We start from the raw sequence: 15,267 nt of genomic DNA on the forward strand, positions 1-15,267 counted from the left end.
GTTCGAACGGGCCGCGCCGTGCGCGCCTGTAGCCGAGCCGTTTGGTCTGACGCGTGACGACAGGCCCGGAATTGGCCGGGCGCTGGACAGTTGGACGGATCGGAGAAGGCCCGGGTTACGCCAAGCGACAGTTTCAGCCACTCCTCCGGTTTAAAGGCAGACGGGTCGTTATCGGCCGTCTCGACTAGAAGCTGACAGTAGCGTTGAGCGAATTATAGAGCGTATCTCCGCCAGGCGGCGCATTTGGCGCGTTACGCAGGAAGCTCCCCTTGGCGAGCAGCAGGCCATTCCATTCGAGGCGCAGGCGTTTCGGGATGAGCCAGTAGCGAACGCGCGCCTCGATCTGGTGACCGGCGAAGCGTCCTGAATTTCCGGACGCGTCTCGAACGCCCGTTGTAGAGAAGCTATCATAGCGCGATGCGAGCCAGAGCGGACGATAGGCGGCAAAGGCATCGATGCGCTTTGAGGGTGTTGCCTCGACGCGCAGGCCGGTTGCGACAATATTGGCCCGCCCGACCGCATTGTAGAGACCGGCAGGCGCAAGATCCGCCCGCCGCATGCCGAACAGCGTGTCGAAGCGGGTGAATTTCGTACCCCGCCCATCGCCGCTCGCATAGTCGAACTCGAGCGCGATCCGCGGCAACCAGGGATGCCGGAATGTGTAGCCGACTTCGGCGTGCGTGAACCAGGCGGAGACATCGAGCCTGATTGCGGTCGGCGCGAGCGACGCCCGGACCGTTCCGAACTGATAGAAAATCTCGCTCTCGAAGTCGGCGCGGCCGGAGGCGGGGTCGCGGTAGACGCGTAGACCGACCGTATCGAGCGAGCGGTCGCGCGTCGCGAGCTTCGGGGAGTCGCGTTCGCCCAGGTGAAAATGGGACAGCTCGACGGCGCCGCCCTTGCCCGCGAGCTTCTTCGTGGCGAGCCCGCCCCACAAGACGAGGTCGAAGCTCTCGCGGTCGAACCGGACGTGGTTGTCGACGAGGTCGGCGCGGTTGTCGGGAAGGCGCACCTGCGGCAGCGTGTAGATCAGCGTCGCAGACAGATCGTCCGGAAGGCCGAGATCGGCCCGGATGCCCGTGTAGCCATTGGTCGTGTTGCGATAATCGTCCGCGGCGACGAGACGGCGCGACCCCAGATTGAGCGTGAAGCGACCGGCTTGGAGCCCGAGCTTCGTACCCGGCCCGAAGGCGTCCGGTATGTCATAGCCGACGTAAGCCTGCACCAGTTCGAGCGTGTTCACTTCGCCCGTCGTGATCGGCGTCCCGGCATCGCCGCCGTAGACGCGGCTGTCGTAGAGCTCGGCGCCGAGCCTCAGCCTTCCGGTGCGATACTCGCCGGTGACAATGGTGCGGATATTGAAGAGATCGTCGGACTCGTTGAAGCCCGTGCGGGGCTGGCCTTCGATGGTTTCATAGCGCAGGCGCGTATTGGCGCTGAGCGTCAGGCCGTCTTCGGCACAGGCAGGGGTAGCGACGAGCAACAGAGCCAGGAGAGAAAAGCGCTTCAAACAAACCTCCTCATCCCCGCGACGCAGGGATCAAAAGGCAACGCTTGAGCGCACGCTGCGCTTGTCCGGGAGGTTGCTCGGCCCCGGTCCAAAATAGCTAGAAGACATCCGGGGCCGGCACAATCCAAGATCGTCTTGCGCGACATGAAGGCCAGCTTCGGGATAGCAGGCCGAAGCTGCCGGTGTCGGCAGTCTCAATGGCGGGTAGACACTCGCTCCAGATCCTTGAGCACCGCGTCCCAGAAGGCGACCTCATGCTCGTTGCCTCGGGCCTGCGCCCAGCCAAGCTGCCGCGCGACGCGAAGCTCGGCCTCCTTGCCGTGCAGCAACTTCAGCTGTGCCGAACAGGCCCGCACGCTCTGACCGGAAAAGGGCATAGCCGATCTCCCATATTCTCCTGTCACAAGGGTGAGGGCGGCGGTTTACCCCGCCGCCCCCGGGTATGTCAGAAGTCCATCGCCGGCATCGGCGCGGCCTTCTCTTCCTTCGGCAGCTCGGCGACGAGCGCCTCGGTGGTGATCAGCAGCGAAGCGACCGAGGCCGCATCCTGCAGCGCGGTGCGCACGACCTTGGCGGGATCGATCACCCCCGCCTTGACGAGGTCCTGATACTCGCCGGTGGCGGCATTGAAGCCCCAGTTGTAATCGTCGCTCTCGAGCAGCTTGCCGACGATCCACGCGCCGTCCTCGCCGGCATTGTCGGCGATCTGGCGCGCCGGCGCGCGGAGCGCACGGCGGACGATGTCGATCCCCGACTGCTGGTCGTCGTTCGCGGCTTTCAGGCCCTCAAGCGCCTTCAGCGAGCGGAGCAGCGCGATGCCGCCGCCGGGAAGGATGCCTTCTTCCACGGCCGCGCGCGTCGCGTGGAGCGCGTCGTCGACGCGGTCCTTCTTCTCCTTGACCTCGACCTCGGTCGCGCCGCCGACGCGGATCACCGCGACGCCGCCCGCAAGCTTGGCGAGCCGCTCCTGCAGCTTTTCGCGGTCATAGTCGCTGGTCGTCGTCTCGACCTGCTGGCGAATCTGCGCGACACGCCCATCGATGTCGGACTTTGCGCCGACGCCGTCGACGATCGTCGTATTATCCTTGTCGATGACGACCTTCTTCGCGCGGCCAAGCATGTTTATCGTGACATTCTCGAGCTTGATCCCGAGCTCCTCGCTGACGACATTGCCGCCGGTGAGGACCGCGATATCCTCAAGCATCGCCTTGCGGCGATCGCCAAAGCCCGGCGCCTTGACGGCCGCGACCTTCAGGCCACCACGCAGGCGGTTGACGACGAGGGTTGCGAGCGCGTCACCCTCGACATCCTCGGCGATGATCAGCAGCGGCCGGCCCGACTGCACGACGCTCTCGAGGAGCGGCAGCATCGCCTGCAGGTTCGAGAGCTTCTTCTCGTGGATGAGGATGTACGGATCGTCGAGCTCGACCTTCAGCTTCTCGGCGTTGGTGATGAAATAGGGCGAGAGATAGCCGCGATCGAACTGCATGCCCTCGACCGTTTCGAGTTCGGTCGCGAGGCTCTTCGCTTCCTCGACGGTGATCACGCCCTCATTGCCGACCTTCTCCATCGCTTCCGCGAGGATCTTGCCGACCTCTTCGTCGCCATTCGCCGAGATGGTCGCGACCTGCGCGATCTCGCTGTTCGCCTCGACCGTTTTGGCATGCGCCTTGAGGTCCTCGACGACGGTATTCACGGCGAGATCGATACCGCGCTTGACGTCCATCGGGTTCATCCCCGCGGCGACCGCCTTCGAGCCTTCGCGAACGATCGCCTGCGCGAGCACGGTCGCGGTCGTCGTGCCGTCGCCGGCCTTGTCGTTCTGCTTGCTCGCGACTTCGCGCAGCATCTGCGCGCCCATATTCTCGAACTTGTCGGCAAGCTCGATCTCCTTGGCGACGGTGACGCCGTCCTTGGTGATGCGCGGCGCGCCGAAGCTTTTGTCGATCACGACGTTGCGGCCCTTGGGGCCGAGCGTGACCTTCACTGCATTCGCAAGCGTATCCACGCCGCGCAGCATGCGATCACGCGCGTCCGACGCAAATTTCACTTCCTTGGCAGCCATTTTGACCTCCTTCTTGCTGTCCTTTCAGTTGGTGATGAGTGCGGCATCAGGCCGCCTGCTTGAGCGCCGCGGTCTGCTCGATGACGCCGAGGATATCGCTCTCCTTCATGATGAGCAGTTCCTCGTTATCGATGCGGACTTCGGTTCCCGACCATTTGCCGAACAGGATTCGGTCGCCGGCCTTGACGTCGAGCGCGGTGACCGTGCCGTCCTCGGCGCGGGCGCCCGGGCCGACGGCGACGACTTCGCCCTCCTGCGGCTTTTCCTTGGCGGTGTCGGGAATGATGATGCCGCCCGAGGTCTTCTCCTCGGCTTCGATGCGGCGGACGACCACACGGTCGTGCAAGGGACGGAAATGCATGCATAACCTCCATGTTGCATAACGATATGACAAGCCGGCGCGCCTGTCCGGGACGCGCGGCGCCGATGAGCTAGGAAGCGATTTTTTTCGCTTCAAGAGGTTCGGTGAATTTTTTTTTCGCTTTCTCGCCAGCGCGAAACAAATGCCGCTTATCAAGGGGCTGACGCCTCTTGACTCGACTCGCTTCGCTCCCAAAATCTGTCTCTTCGGCACCTTGCCGCACGACGAGAAAGGAAAGGCTACAAGGAAGGAGGCACGATCATGTCCGAGCCATTTTCCCGTTTTCTTCACCCCTTCGATGTGGCGCGTCACCCGAGCCTCGAGCCCGAGGTCAAGCGCGCTCTTCTTGCATCCTGGGCGTCGGATCGCTCGGCGGTTCGCAACAAGCCCGCGCTTCGCAAACCCCCGGGGGCAAAGCGAGCGGTGCCGGTCGACGATGTGCTTGCGGCGCTGAGGTCGCTCGACGGCGGCGCGGCGCGCGCGCCATGACCGACCGGGCGCTGCTCGCGCAGCTGGAGGGCTATGGGCTGACAACCGCCGAAATCCACTACTACCGGCCCGATCATCCCTCGCTGCTCCAGCTATACGTCTGGCAGGATTATGATCTTCCGCCGGACTTTCCGGTGCTGTTCGATTTTTTGGCGATGTGGCGGCGCCAGCTCGAAGCCGCTCTCCACTCGGTCCGCATCGCGCATGATGCGCTGGTCGGGCCCGCCGAGTGGCGCGTGGCGGACATCATTCGCGCGATTGATTGACGGAGCGACCTGAGCGTCTCCGGCTGGTTAGCTGTACTTTTACTGCTATTCTTCAGGGAAGCGGGGCCGCTCCTGTACAGCGGCCCCGCAAGATATCAGGCGCTCTCGAGCGCCTTTTCTTTCGACGATCCGATCCGGCGCGTTTCGGCATCGCCGCTGCCGATCTCGATCTTGCGCGGCTTCATCGCCTCGGGAATGACCCGATTGAGCTCGATCGTGAGCAGGCCGTCGGTGAAGCTCGCGCTACCGACCTCGATATAGTCGGCGAGCTGGAAGCGCCGTTCGAACGCCCGGCGCGCGATGCCGCGGTGGAGATAGGCGCGTGTCGCATCTTCTTCCGCGGGTTTGCCCGTAACGGCCAGCTGGTTCTGCTGCGCCACGATCTCGATCTCGTCGGGCTTGAAGCCCGGGACCGCGAGCGTGATGCGGAAGCGGTCGTCGGCCTCGCGCACGATGTCGAAGGCCGGATAGCCGTCGGACGTCTCGCTCCGCTGCCCCTTCTCGAGCAGGTCGAAGAGGTGGTCGAAGCCCACCGTCGAGCGGCGGTAGGGGGTGAAATCAAAGTCGGTTCTCATTTCCAAATCCTCCTGACTGAAGCAATTCGGGCATGAGATGCGCCGGGACTTAGAGCCGGCGCTCTCTATGTCCTTCGGACCCGGAATATCCGGCGTCCGCAAAAAAAGTTAGGAAAGCCATTTTCCGGTTTCAAGGGGTCGTCGAGCGCATCGGCTTCCGGATGCTGTGCATCTTGAAAATCGCCCATCATATTGGGGTCATCTGTGGACGCCCCCTGAGAAGCAAGAGGTTTTTGGTTTTCTGACGCGTAGTCGGGTGCTGCCATCTGTCCGGCCTCAAGAAGCGGCCTTAAGATGCCGCGGGCCCGTATGGGAGTTCGCGGATCGGCACCATATCAGGACTGCGTGCTTGAAGGCACGATGACTCTATCTGGTTCTGCCGATCCCGTCTCGTCGACCGTTGCGCCGTACTTGCCTTCGCCCCTTACTCCTTCGACAACCTCACGCCATGATGCTGTCTATGCAGCGGCCACAGCGGGAGCCCTATAAACCTCATTGCGCGTCAACAACGCCCAGACCATGCGTGCCATCTTGTTGGCGAGCGCGGTGATGACCAACATGCGCGGCTTGCGGGCGAGCATGCGCGCGAGCCATGATCCAGCCGGCGGTTCGCGTCGGCTTGTCTGTCGGACCAGTGCCGCTGCACCGATGATGAGCAGGCGTCGCATAGTGCGTTCACCCATCTTCGACGTGGCGCCCAACTTCTGTTTACCGCCAGTTGATCGCTGCACCGGCGTCAGCCCGAGCCAGGCGGCGAAGTCGCGCCCCTTGCGGAACGTCTCGATCGGCGGGGCAAGAGCTGCGATAGCCGTCGCGGTGATCGGGCCGATACCAGGGATCGTCATCAGCCGCGCGGGTACGTCTTCATCCTTCGCGCGCCTGGTGATCTCTCTATCAAGGTCAGTGACCCGGATAGTGAGCGTCGCCACCATGTCGGTGAGCACGTCGAGCATAGCTCGCGCGGCTTGCGGTAGAGCAGATCCGGCCTCGTCGGCCAGTTCCAACAACTTTGGGAGGTTCGCAGGACCTTTGGCAGCGACAAGTCCATATTCCGTGAGCTGGCCTCGAATAGCATTGACCAGTTGTGTGCGCTGCCGGACCAGCAGATCTCGCGTGCGGAAGATGGCAGCGCTGGCCTGCGCAGCCTCACTCTTCACGGCGACAAAGCGCATGGTCGGCCGCTGGGCTGCTTCGCATATTGCTTCTGCGTCGGATGCATCGTTCTTTTGGCGCTTCACGAATGGCTTCACGTACGCAGGCGGGATCAGCCGTACCTCATGCCCCAGTCGGCTGATTTCGCGAGCCCAGTAATGCGCGCCGCCGCACGCCTCCATGGCCACGACGCAGCTAGGCTGCTCGCGGAAGAAGTCGAGCACCTTTGCCCGCCGGAGCGTTTTACGGAACACGACGCCACCGCTCGCATCAGCGCCGTGCGCCTGAAAAACCATCTTGGCCAAATCCAACCCGATCGTGCTAACTTCTGTCACGGACGCCTCCTCTCAATGGTGTTTAACACCGCCATTCTGGCACACGATGCCGTCGAGGGGGCGTCCACCCCATCAGGACTCGTTGATCAAAGCCAGAAGATGAGGGCCGCGGCGACGGCGACGGCGGAGAAGAAGGCTTTCGGGTAACCGCAATCGGCCAGAGCCGGCGCGCTCTCCGCAAGCACTTGGAGATCGCATTCCGTTGCGGTGCTCACCGAGGACCAGCGGCGAACAGAAACCGGCAGGTCATTTCGCCAGCGCCCATTGCTGCACCAGGTCACTCGCTTGACCTAACCGCGCCCGAGCAGCATCCGGCTGACGAAAGTTGCAGCCGAAATCGAAACGCAGCGAGGTTTCATAACGGCCGCGTCGCCAGTTGAGCGCGCCGATCCCCTGATCGGTGACCGCCCCGTCGCAAGGCAATTCGCGCATATCCTCAAGCGGCTGCAATATCGCCCGGATGCGTTCGAAGCCCTGCGGTCCAGCGTCAAACTTGCCGCCCGCCTCGACACGGATTGTCGTACGATAAGCGCCCCGTCCCGAACGATCGATCCACCATTCTGTATGTCCGCCGCTCCATCCGTTGCCGGTGCCGGCATAGGAAATCTGGTCGGGAATTGCCGCGGGCTGGGTCTTCGGGGTCCGGTCCTGTGGATCGGCAAAGCCGGCCAATATGATCGCGGCGAGAGGGGCGAGATTCCAGATCATCTAGAGGTAACTCCGCTGCCGTTGTCGCCGCTGCGAAGCCGCGCCGGTTGCAGGGCGGCGGACCCGCCGGCGGTGCTATTGTGCCTTGGCGCCGGCGAAATCGTGCACGAACAGCCCCGGCTTGCGGCTGTCGAACAGCGCCTGGAGTTCGCACGTCGTGCTTTTCTGTTTCTTGCAGTTCGCCTGCGCCGCTTCCTTCGCGCGCTTGGCTGTGGTTTCCACAGTTGCGCTGTCGCCGTCGCCGTTCAGTCGATACGCCTGGATAAATCCGTTGCCGGTCAGCGCGTTGCTCTCGCAGGCGCGCGATGTTGCATCATGGCATGCCTTGATCGCCGCCGTCGTCGCGGCATCGGCGTTGCGGAGGCCGCTCGCAACATAGAGCTTGGCGTTATATCCCTCGTCGACGCCGCCGACGACCCACGCCGACGCGGCAAAATATTTGCGCACCGAAGCGCCGGGGAAGCGCCGATTGGTGCTGGCGCGGATGGTCGCAAAAAGCTCGCAAGGCAGCAGTTGCTTGGCCGAACATTCCGCCATCACCCGGTCGCGTTCCGCGCCGCCTTCGCCGGCCCAGCCCTTGTAGAAATATCCGTTCCGGTCACGGATGATCGCGATCGACGAATTCCACCATGTGCCGGCCGACGTACAGCCACCGCCCATCACCTTGTTGCATGCGTCGAGCGCGCCTTGTTCGGCGACATTATTGGCGCCGGTATAATTGCCGTCGACCCAGACATCGGCGGCGTCGACGTGCCAGGCGATGGCCGCATGATGTTCGCTGGGCGCCGAGGGCTGGGCAGGCGCTCCACCGCTGTCATCGCGTGCGCACAGCGGGGTAGGGGCGACGCCGGGGCCACCGGGAGCCATCCCGACCAGCCGTTCGCCGGGGCCGGGACCGTTGCAGGGATAATGCTGCGCCTGCGCCGATGCCGGCCAAAGGCACCAGGCCAGCCCGATCACGAACATCTGTCCCATCCGACGCATAACAAAAAGACGCATCATCGTGGGGCCCAAAGGATTTGGCACCGGTCGCCCTCGGTGAAATAATCCTCGAGAATGCCGTTGCGGAAACCGAACGTTAGATCGCAGTGAAACTGGTTTTCGCGCTTTTCATAATAGGCCGTTTTTCCGACCTGTCCGACCTGCGCGTCATAGGTTTCGCTGTGGGTCCGGCGATAGACCAGCGCGCGCAGCGCGCCGCGGTCGCTGCTGCTTGCCGGGGGGCCGAATGCCGCCGTCACCTCCGCCTCGCTTTTGCCGATCCATTCTTCCAGTGCCGGCGCAACCTCCTTTTCGCGCTTGAGCCGGTCCTTGCGGCTTTTTTGCGAGGCGGCGATCGCGTCGGCTTCGCGCTGGCTCTGCTCGGCGATCGCGCCTGCCTGCGCGACGAGCGCCTGCTTTTCCTTCATGATCTTTTCGACCTGGGCGTTTTGATCCGCGATCGAGACATTGCTGCTGTAGCCGGGCCGCTTTCCATCGGTCCATAATTTCTCCCATGCGACATCGACCACCTTGGGCAGGCTGATCGGGCCGAGGTAGATGAAATTGCGCGGATCGTTATTGGCCTCGCGCTCGCTGGCGCGCTGGGACGACTTTTTCGGTCCCTTGTCGCAGGCGAAGGTTATGATCTGATGTTCGGTGACGTTGGCGGGCGGATGGTCGGCAACGTCGGGCCCGCGGCGTAGTGCGCCGTCGCGCGGGCTGATCTGGACAAGATCGATGCGGAGCGTCTTTTTGATGCAGTCGACATGATAGTTGGCGGTTGACCAGTCGGGCTGCGAGGGGGCTTCATAGATCGTTGCAGCCTCGACCTTGAAGCTGGTGTCGCTGTTGAACTCGGGGCTGATATAATCCTCGTCGATCACCGTGAAGGTCCGGTTTGGCCGGTCGCCTCCGGTATAGACGAGCCACTGGTTGGCGTGCGCGGGCACGGCGATGCCAAACAGGATAACCGCCGCGGCCAGTCCGGATCTTTTCAGAGAAATAGCATGGAGGCAGGATGGCATGTCGTCTCGTTTCTGGCGGGGAGGGGGGCATAGTGCCGGAATGGACCTATGTTTCGGCTAAAGGGGTGTGTCGAAAGGAAATTTCGGCGATCCGCTCGGTTCGGCCCTTCAGCGGCGCGAAAAATCTGCGAACGGCTTGGAATCGCCGTGAACGGCACTCGACTTGGCGGGGCAACATGCAAATAAGACACGGGATGAATGCCGAAGGCCTCAGCGGGTTGCCCGAAGACGCGGATTCGCGGACCGAGCTGCGTAGGATGACCCGGCAGCTTGGCGCTGTCTATTGGTCTTCCGTTTTCCTGATCGCGAGCCTCCTATGGCATTTTGTCGGGGTCAACGCGTGGATATCGGCGCCGGGAAAGCTCGTCTGGATCGGGGCGAGCATCGCTATCACCTATGGCACTTCAGCGCTGCTCCTTCGCTGGCGCCATTTGTCCTTCCTGCAAAAGGCCGTATTGTGCTTTGTCCTTACTTTGCTCTGCTCGCCTTTTTCCGCGAGCATCGATTTTCTTATCGCGTCCTGGTACATGTGGCCGGCGAAGCCGGCGTTCGCGCCGCGCGATTTTGTCTATAGCCTGATCGAGAACAGCTCCTTCTTCTTCGGTTGGGCATGCCTCTACGTCGCGATGCTCTACAGCCATGAGGTGCGCCAGCAGGAGCGGCGGCTGGCTGCGATCCGCGAAGAGGCGTTGACGGCGCAAATGCGGGCGCTGCGCTATCAGATCAATCCGCATTTCCTGTTCAACACATTCAACTCGATCGCGGCGTTGATCGAGGAAGGCATGCCAAACGAAGCCAAGCGAATGGTCGTCGTCTTGTCCGAATTCCTGCGGACGACGCTGACGCTGGATCCGTTCAGCGACGTTCGTCTGGACCGGGAAATCGCGCTGCAGCAGGATTATCTGGCGATCGAGCGCGAACGTTTTTCCGACCGGCTGAACTTTGCATTCGACATTCCCGCCCCCTTGTCCGGTGCGCTCGTGCCCAGTCTGATCTTGCAGCCTCTCGTCGAAAACGCGATCAAGCATGGCGTCGGGCAGGCCCGCGGGCCCATCGTGGTTCGCGTCGATGCGAGAATGATGGAGCAGAAGCTCATCTTGACGGTGACCAATGAGGTGACACCGGGGCGCGGAATGACAGATCATCCCTCCACAGGAATCGGGCTGGCCAATGTACGCGAAAGGCTGGCCGCACGGTTTGGCGATCGGGGGCAGTGCCGGGCAGGCTATAATGGCAAGGGGGAGTGGGAGGCGATGATCGAAATGCCGCTGCGCACCCAATGAGTAGCTTCTCGGTCCTGATCGTCGAGGACGAGCCGCTCGCGCGCGGCCGCATCCGGCGCGCGCTCGGGGCCATGGCGGACGTTCATATCGTGGGCGAAGCGGCAAACCTCGATGAGGCCGAAATGCTGATCGATCGCTTGCGCCCTGACATCATCACGCTCGACATCCAGCTCCCGGGAGGAAGCGGCTTCGATCTTCTCGAACGGCTTGGTGCGGCAGCGCCGGCGACAATATTCGTGACAGCATTCGACCATCATGCTCAGCGCGCGTTCGATGCGCATGCCATCGATTATGTGACCAAGCCTCTCGAACCGGCCCGTCTGCAAGTGGCTGTCGCGCGCGCTTGCGCCCGGCTACGGGCCAGTTCCAGCGAGGAGCGCGTCAACGAGCTTCAGGAGATGGTCCGGACGCTGCGCGACGCGCTTCGGCAGACCGAAAGCGCCGGATCCGATTTCTGGGTGCGATCGCGCGGAGACTATCGACGCCTTTCGCTGCAGGACGTCACCCACATCGTCGCCGAGCGCGATTATGTCCGCATTTTCAGCGACGGCGAAAGCCACCTGCATCAGGAAAGCCTGACATCGTTGGAGCAACGTCTTCCACCCCGGTTTTTCATCCGCGTCCATCGCGGCGCGATTATCCGCCGGGATGCCATTGTTCGTTTGAAGACCGGGCAATTTTCAGCGCTGATCGCAGAGCTGGTCGGCGGCAGCGAAATACGCATCGGGCGAACATATGCGGCTAAGATGCGCGCGGAGCTGGCGCGTGACAGGATAGCGGAACGGCGCTGACCGGCAACAGCGTCTCAAAGCGCTGCATATCGCCGTCCGAGGGCGGCCTCTCTGGTCCGCAACAGGCTCGCGTCACGTGGGAAGTTCAATTTTGGGCTCATCTCGCAATCGGTTGTGAGCGTTATCCGGCTGGCCGCGTGAGTTGTCTCCTTCCGTGACGAGGTCGGCTTCGGTTATGCTATCGAACCAGGCGCGTTCGTCAGGTCCGAACGATTGCGCAAAGCCGGATAGAATATGAGGGCGGCCAGCAGCGTTCCGCCACAGACGACCAGCGCATAGGCGGCGGCCGGTCCGATCGGCAGCGACCCGATCAATGCAGTGCCGAGCGCCGCGCATGCCATTTGCAGGAAGCCGAGCAGCGCCGATGCGATGCCCGCCCGGTCGCCGAACGGTTCGAGCGCGATCGCGGTGGCCACCGGATTGACGAGGCCCATGCCCGCCAGGAACAAGGTGACCGCCGCCATGAACGGGAATTGTGTGGGTGCGCTGCCCTGGACGGCCAGCCACACCCCGCCCGTCAGGGCGATCAGGATGCCCGCCATGCCGACGCGCGGTGCGTCCCAGCGCCGGGCGAGCCGGGCGGTCATCAGCCCGCTGCCGAAGACGACCGCGACCGTTGCCGCGAAAAAGAGACTGAGGTCTGCCGCGCTGAATCCCAGATCTGTCATCAGGATCGACGGCGCAGCGGCGAAGAAGCTGTAGAGGCAACCGATGACGAGACTGACGGCAAGCGCCGGGCGGATGAAGCGGGGGTCGCACGCGAGTCCGCTGTAGGTTCGGGCGATCGCTGCCGGCTTGGCCGAGCGCCGCTGCGCGGCGGGCAATGTCTCGCCGGCGCTGACCCAGAAGCAAATGGCAACCAGCGCGCCCGCGCCCGCAACGAGCAGGAAGATGCTGCGCCAGCCGAGCAGCAGCGTCATGCCCGTGCCAAGGGCAGGCGAAAAACCGGGCGCCGCCGCCATCGCGATCATCACCAGCGCCAGCGCGCGCGTGAGTTCGGGGCCGTGATACAGGTCGCGCGCGATCGCGCGGGCGAGAACCGAGGCCGCGCAGGCGCCGAGCGCCTGGATGGCTCGGCCCGCGAGCATGACCGGAAGTGACGGCGCAAGCGCGCAGATCAGGCTTCCGACAACCAAGATCGCCAGGCCTCCGAGAACGAAGGGCGCGCGTCCGGTTGCATCTGCGAGCGGGCCAACAACGAGCTGGCCAAGAGCAAAGGCGATGAAGAAGATCGAGAGTGTCCAGGCAAGCTCGTGCGGTAACGCCCCGAACGCGCGCTGCCTGCGGCAACTCACGTTCAATCAGGCGCGGCGCTCGCTGGACGACTTTACATCGAGGCTAGCGCCAATCCCCGCAGTGGTTCGTGCATCGGCCAGTCGGGCGCGCTATTACGCGCCTGATCGCGGCTATTTGGTAGTGCAATTGCCGATGTCCAAAACTACCGACTATTTGGGCGGCGTTGCCTCACTGGAAAGCGCTGTAGCGTTTCGTACCCCTTTGGTCCGACAATTCCTTGCCCGCTTCCAGCCGGAAAATAGTGACGTGCTAAGCGCAATGGGATGAAATATTCTGCGATCGCAGATAAAATTATATCGCCGATACCTCGATGCGGATCGTCCTTGCGTGAAAATATCCATGCCGGCTTTTCGTAAAAAGCAGAATTATCTTTCAATTTTCGATTTAACTGATATTAAGGTGATGCTTACGTCGCATGCGACGGATAATCGGCAGCTTCATGCCATCCCTTTATCCCTTTCTAGCACTATTGAAGCCGGGACGCGTCGCTGTTGGCGCATGCCCGTCGTATTTGGGATAAAGGATACCCATATGACTACCGGAACCGTGAAATTTTTTAACGCCGACAAGGGCTATGGCTTTATCGCGCCGAACGATGGCGGCCAGGATGCCTTCGTGCATATCTCGGCCGTCGAACGCGCCGGCATGCACACCCTTCAAAAAGATCAGAGCGTATCGTACGAACTGGAGACCGATCAGCGAGGCAAGACCTCCGCAGTGAATCTCCAGGCTGCATGATCTTCTGGCGGCGGGCTGCATCAGCGCCCGCCGCTATCCATATGGGCCCTGGAAATGCCGCCCGCGTGTGGGCTGCGATCGCCGAAAAATCCGCCATGCGCCAGCTCGCTCTCATTTCGTTCAGGCGAACGGCCCTCAAGTGGCGCCCGCAACGATCCATGAGATGTCTCTATCCATCATGCCGATGACGCCGGGCGCGGGAACAAGCCGATACAATGTCGGTAAAGGTCTTCGATCGTCGCTGGATTTTATAAAGGGGGCGCCATCGCTTCCAACCTTCCCAGGCAAGTCAACCGCGCTTTCATGTCGAGAGCCGGGAACAGAAGGATTCGAGATGAATGATGTCCCTGGCCTTGGCGTAATGAACCTTATTGAGGCCCAGGAGGCATCCGACGTCTCGGCGATCAATGGGATTCTTAGCCTTGCCAACATTCTGCGTAAGCGCGGCCTGCTAAGCGATGCCGAAGCTTCGGCCATGTACGAGAGCATGAGCTTGCCGCTAGGGCTGCCTAAATATGCCGAGAACCCGGATGTACAGGATCTCCAGTCGAACCTTGACCGGTTGTTCGCGGTGATCATGCAACCCAAGTAGACAGGCCATGCAAACTGCCACCTGGGCGGACGTCCGACTATAGGAAGGCCGCTTTCGGCAATTCCGTGTGGCCCGGGGAGCCCCCAGCGCGAAACCGGCTAACATGCGCCGCGACGCCATCCAAGCATCACTCCCGCCGCGCCTGAATCTTTCTGACAAGCCTGTCCGGCTGCTCTCAAGGATCGAATTCTTGACGTCGCTCGGTGACAAAAAGCGCCATTACCCGAGCGTCAGATCTTCCTTCGCCACCTCATAATAGCTGGCAACACGGTCGGCATAGGCCTGGTCGAACAGCGGCGCATTGGCGGCCCAGCTTGGCCCCCCTTCGAGCACGCGCCGGTCGATCGTGACGACATAGGAATCGCTTGTCGCCTCGAATGCCAGCAAGCGAAAGGGCAACGGGTAGTAAGCTTTGCCCATGCCGAGGAAACCGCCGATGGTGAGGATCGCATAGACCGCATGCCCGCTCCGCTTGTTGATCATGAAGGCATGGATATGCCCCAGCTTGTCACCGTCGCGTGTCTTGACGGTCATCGCGTCGGCCTTGTTCGACTGGCATAGCAACTGGGTCGGTTCGTCAACTTCGGCCATGGGTTATCCTTTGATCGATTTCACAGCAGGCCAGGGTTCCGCCGGTGTTGGCAGAGGCTTATTCTACGCATAGGGAGGCCGGTAGTTCCGGGTGGGAAGCCTGATCGGGTTGGGTGGGCGCGCGCGCCTCCATGGGCATACGAGGGGCGAAGTTGCGCCCGCCCCTCCGTCTAATCTGGCCCCGCTTCGGCGGGGTCTGTTTTGTCTGGCGTCAAATGACCGGATTGGGGTGGAAAGTGGACTCGCAGTTTAAAACGCTACTGGCCGCATCTCATCTTCAAATATATCCCAGCGACCGGCTTCGAAAACCGTCATAGCAAGCTGGCTATCGTTGCCGTCATGGAAGCCCGTGAGGGTCACGTCCAAGTTTCGTAAAACGATAAGTGACTGGCCCCCACCGAGTGGTCCGCGGGGATTGTTAGTGCATTGACGCCTCGATCGCCAGTGTTGGCCGTAGGTGGAGCGAAGCGGAACCGGAGGGCGACACTGGCGATCGAACGGCCTCCGGC

19 protein-coding genes and 1 pseudogene are annotated in these 15,267 nt (G+C 62.3%); 7 read left to right on the forward strand and 13 right to left on the reverse strand.

Annotated features, from left to right (window positions below):
- Positions 1-184: 184 nt before the first annotated feature.
- The 4 genes from ACIPPQ_RS21080 to groES form a co-directional block, all read right to left on the reverse strand.
- Positions 185-1,510, reverse strand: a complete 1,326-nt coding sequence (locus tag ACIPPQ_RS21080) for an alginate export family protein (protein WP_446546009.1) — start codon at positions 1,508-1,510, stop codon at positions 185-187.
- A gap of 194 nt (positions 1,511-1,704) precedes the next feature.
- Positions 1,705-1,887 carry a hypothetical protein gene (locus ACIPPQ_RS21085; RefSeq protein ID WP_446546010.1) on the reverse strand — a complete coding sequence of 61 codons (183 nt, stop codon included), beginning with the start codon at positions 1,885-1,887 and terminating at the stop codon, positions 1,705-1,707.
- A 68-nt stretch (positions 1,888-1,955) separates the two neighbouring features.
- The gene (groL, locus tag ACIPPQ_RS21090; RefSeq protein ID WP_446546011.1) at positions 1,956-3,575 is read right to left on the reverse strand and encodes a chaperonin GroEL; all 1,620 of its coding nucleotides are present in this window, start codon (positions 3,573-3,575) and stop codon (positions 1,956-1,958) included.
- A 46-nt stretch (positions 3,576-3,621) separates the two neighbouring features.
- Complete coding sequence (gene groES / locus ACIPPQ_RS21095) at positions 3,622-3,936, reverse strand: co-chaperone GroES (protein ID WP_446546012.1); 315 nt, start codon at positions 3,934-3,936, stop codon at positions 3,622-3,624.
- A 261-nt stretch (positions 3,937-4,197) separates the two neighbouring features.
- On the opposite strand from groES, the gene ACIPPQ_RS21100 reads away from it, so the two are divergent.
- Both ACIPPQ_RS21100 and ACIPPQ_RS21105 read left to right on the forward strand, forming a co-directional pair.
- Complete coding sequence (locus tag ACIPPQ_RS21100) at positions 4,198-4,425, forward strand: hypothetical protein (protein WP_184101769.1); 228 nt, start codon at positions 4,198-4,200, stop codon at positions 4,423-4,425.
- Positions 4,422-4,691 carry an usg protein gene (locus ACIPPQ_RS21105; RefSeq protein ID WP_336443852.1) on the forward strand — a complete coding sequence of 90 codons (270 nt, stop codon included), beginning with the start codon at positions 4,422-4,424 and terminating at the stop codon, positions 4,689-4,691. The genes ACIPPQ_RS21100 and ACIPPQ_RS21105 overlap by 4 nt, the downstream gene beginning before the upstream one ends.
- Positions 4,692-4,786: 95 nt before the next feature.
- On the opposite strand, the gene ACIPPQ_RS21110 is transcribed toward ACIPPQ_RS21105, so the two are convergent.
- From ACIPPQ_RS21110 to ACIPPQ_RS21135, 6 genes are all read right to left on the reverse strand, one after another.
- A complete protein-coding gene (locus tag ACIPPQ_RS21110) occupies positions 4,787-5,266 on the reverse strand; it encodes an Hsp20 family protein (protein ID WP_446546013.1) in 480 nt (159 codons plus the stop codon).
- Between the two features lie 65 nt (positions 5,267-5,331).
- On the reverse strand, positions 5,332-5,532 hold the full coding sequence (locus tag ACIPPQ_RS21115) for a hypothetical protein (RefSeq protein ID WP_446546014.1): 201 nt from the start codon (positions 5,530-5,532) through the stop codon (positions 5,332-5,334).
- Positions 5,533-5,724: 192 nt separating this feature from the next.
- Positions 5,725-6,753 carry an IS110 family transposase gene (locus ACIPPQ_RS21120; protein WP_446546015.1) on the reverse strand — a complete coding sequence of 343 codons (1,029 nt, stop codon included), beginning with the start codon at positions 6,751-6,753 and terminating at the stop codon, positions 5,725-5,727.
- 246 nt (positions 6,754-6,999) lie between these two features.
- The gene (locus ACIPPQ_RS21125; RefSeq protein WP_446546016.1) at positions 7,000-7,461 is read right to left on the reverse strand and encodes a hypothetical protein; all 462 of its coding nucleotides are present in this window, start codon (positions 7,459-7,461) and stop codon (positions 7,000-7,002) included.
- 75 nt (positions 7,462-7,536) lie between these two features.
- Positions 7,537-8,436: a DUF4189 domain-containing protein gene (locus ACIPPQ_RS21130; protein WP_446546017.1), complete on the reverse strand. Its 900-nt coding sequence runs from the start codon at positions 8,434-8,436 to the stop codon at positions 7,537-7,539.
- Between the two features lie 23 nt (positions 8,437-8,459).
- Positions 8,460-9,392, reverse strand: coding sequence for a hypothetical protein (locus tag ACIPPQ_RS21135; RefSeq protein ID WP_446546018.1), 933 nt, complete (start codon positions 9,390-9,392; stop codon positions 8,460-8,462).
- Positions 9,393-9,499: 107 nt separating this feature from the next.
- On the opposite strand from ACIPPQ_RS21135, the gene ACIPPQ_RS21140 reads away from it, so the two are divergent.
- On the forward strand, positions 9,500-10,750 hold the full coding sequence (locus ACIPPQ_RS21140; RefSeq protein ID WP_446546019.1) for a sensor histidine kinase: 1,251 nt from the start codon (positions 9,500-9,502) through the stop codon (positions 10,748-10,750).
- Positions 10,747-11,541 carry a LytR/AlgR family response regulator transcription factor gene (locus ACIPPQ_RS21145; RefSeq protein WP_446546020.1) on the forward strand — a complete coding sequence of 265 codons (795 nt, stop codon included), beginning with the start codon at positions 10,747-10,749 and terminating at the stop codon, positions 11,539-11,541. The genes ACIPPQ_RS21140 and ACIPPQ_RS21145 overlap by 4 nt, the downstream gene beginning before the upstream one ends.
- Positions 11,542-11,714: 173 nt before the next feature.
- Here ACIPPQ_RS21145 and ACIPPQ_RS21150 read toward each other — a convergent pair whose 3' ends face one another.
- Entirely contained in the window at positions 11,715-12,836 is a 1,122-nt protein-coding gene (locus ACIPPQ_RS21150; RefSeq protein ID WP_446546021.1) for a multidrug effflux MFS transporter, read from the reverse strand.
- Here ACIPPQ_RS21150 and ACIPPQ_RS21155 point away from each other — a divergent pair.
- The 3 genes from ACIPPQ_RS21155 (at position 12,763) to ACIPPQ_RS21165 (ending at position 14,167) form a co-directional block, all read left to right on the forward strand.
- Positions 12,763-13,104: a hypothetical protein gene (locus tag ACIPPQ_RS21155; RefSeq protein WP_446546026.1), complete on the forward strand. Its 342-nt coding sequence runs from the start codon at positions 12,763-12,765 to the stop codon at positions 13,102-13,104. The genes ACIPPQ_RS21150 and ACIPPQ_RS21155 overlap by 74 nt on opposite strands.
- A 264-nt stretch (positions 13,105-13,368) precedes the next feature.
- Positions 13,369-13,575 (forward strand): cold-shock protein, encoded by a 207-nt coding sequence (locus tag ACIPPQ_RS21160; RefSeq protein ID WP_136174113.1) that lies wholly within the window; start codon positions 13,369-13,371, stop codon positions 13,573-13,575.
- 163 nt (positions 13,576-13,738) lie between these two features.
- Positions 13,739-14,167, forward strand: a complete 429-nt coding sequence (locus tag ACIPPQ_RS21165) for a hypothetical protein (protein ID WP_446546022.1) — start codon at positions 13,739-13,741, stop codon at positions 14,165-14,167.
- 219 nt (positions 14,168-14,386) lie between these two features.
- On the opposite strand, the gene ACIPPQ_RS21170 is transcribed toward ACIPPQ_RS21165, so the two are convergent.
- Both ACIPPQ_RS21170 and ACIPPQ_RS21175 read right to left on the reverse strand, forming a co-directional pair.
- Complete coding sequence (locus tag ACIPPQ_RS21170) at positions 14,387-14,758, reverse strand: PRC-barrel domain-containing protein (protein ID WP_446546023.1); 372 nt, start codon at positions 14,756-14,758, stop codon at positions 14,387-14,389.
- 418 nt (positions 14,759-15,176) lie between these two features.
- Positions 15,177-15,267: pseudogene (locus tag ACIPPQ_RS21175) on the reverse strand (integrase catalytic subunit); the annotation flags it as partial.

The sequence above is a fragment of the Sphingopyxis sp. LARHCG72 genome (assembly GCF_052871675.1).

Coding starts and splice junctions, on each gene's coding strand:
- groES (WP_446546012.1), bottom strand. CDS start 3,936: ATGCATTTCCGTCCCTTGCACGACCGTGTGGTCGTCCGCCGCATCGAA.
- groL (WP_446546011.1), bottom strand. CDS start 3,575: ATGGCTGCCAAGGAAGTGAAATTTGCGTCGGACGCGCGTGATCGCATG.
- ACIPPQ_RS21145 (WP_446546020.1), top strand. CDS start 10,747: ATGAGTAGCTTCTCGGTCCTGATCGTCGAGGACGAGCCGCTCGCGCGC.
- ACIPPQ_RS21105 (WP_336443852.1), top strand. CDS start 4,422: ATGACCGACCGGGCGCTGCTCGCGCAGCTGGAGGGCTATGGGCTGACA.
- ACIPPQ_RS21110 (WP_446546013.1), bottom strand. CDS start 5,266: ATGAGAACCGACTTTGATTTCACCCCCTACCGCCGCTCGACGGTGGGC.
- ACIPPQ_RS21165 (WP_446546022.1), top strand. CDS start 13,739: ATGTCTCTATCCATCATGCCGATGACGCCGGGCGCGGGAACAAGCCGA.
- ACIPPQ_RS21115 (WP_446546014.1), bottom strand. CDS start 5,532: ATGGCAGCACCCGACTACGCGTCAGAAAACCAAAAACCTCTTGCTTCT.
- ACIPPQ_RS21125 (WP_446546016.1), bottom strand. CDS start 7,461: ATGATCTGGAATCTCGCCCCTCTCGCCGCGATCATATTGGCCGGCTTT.
- ACIPPQ_RS21085 (WP_446546010.1), bottom strand. CDS start 1,887: ATGCCCTTTTCCGGTCAGAGCGTGCGGGCCTGTTCGGCACAGCTGAAG.
- ACIPPQ_RS21100 (WP_184101769.1), top strand. CDS start 4,198: ATGTCCGAGCCATTTTCCCGTTTTCTTCACCCCTTCGATGTGGCGCGT.
- ACIPPQ_RS21155 (WP_446546026.1), top strand. CDS start 12,763: ATGAAGAAGATCGAGAGTGTCCAGGCAAGCTCGTGCGGTAACGCCCCG.
- ACIPPQ_RS21170 (WP_446546023.1), bottom strand. CDS start 14,758: ATGGCCGAAGTTGACGAACCGACCCAGTTGCTATGCCAGTCGAACAAG.
- ACIPPQ_RS21130 (WP_446546017.1), bottom strand. CDS start 8,436: ATGGGACAGATGTTCGTGATCGGGCTGGCCTGGTGCCTTTGGCCGGCA.
- ACIPPQ_RS21160 (WP_136174113.1), top strand. CDS start 13,369: ATGACTACCGGAACCGTGAAATTTTTTAACGCCGACAAGGGCTATGGC.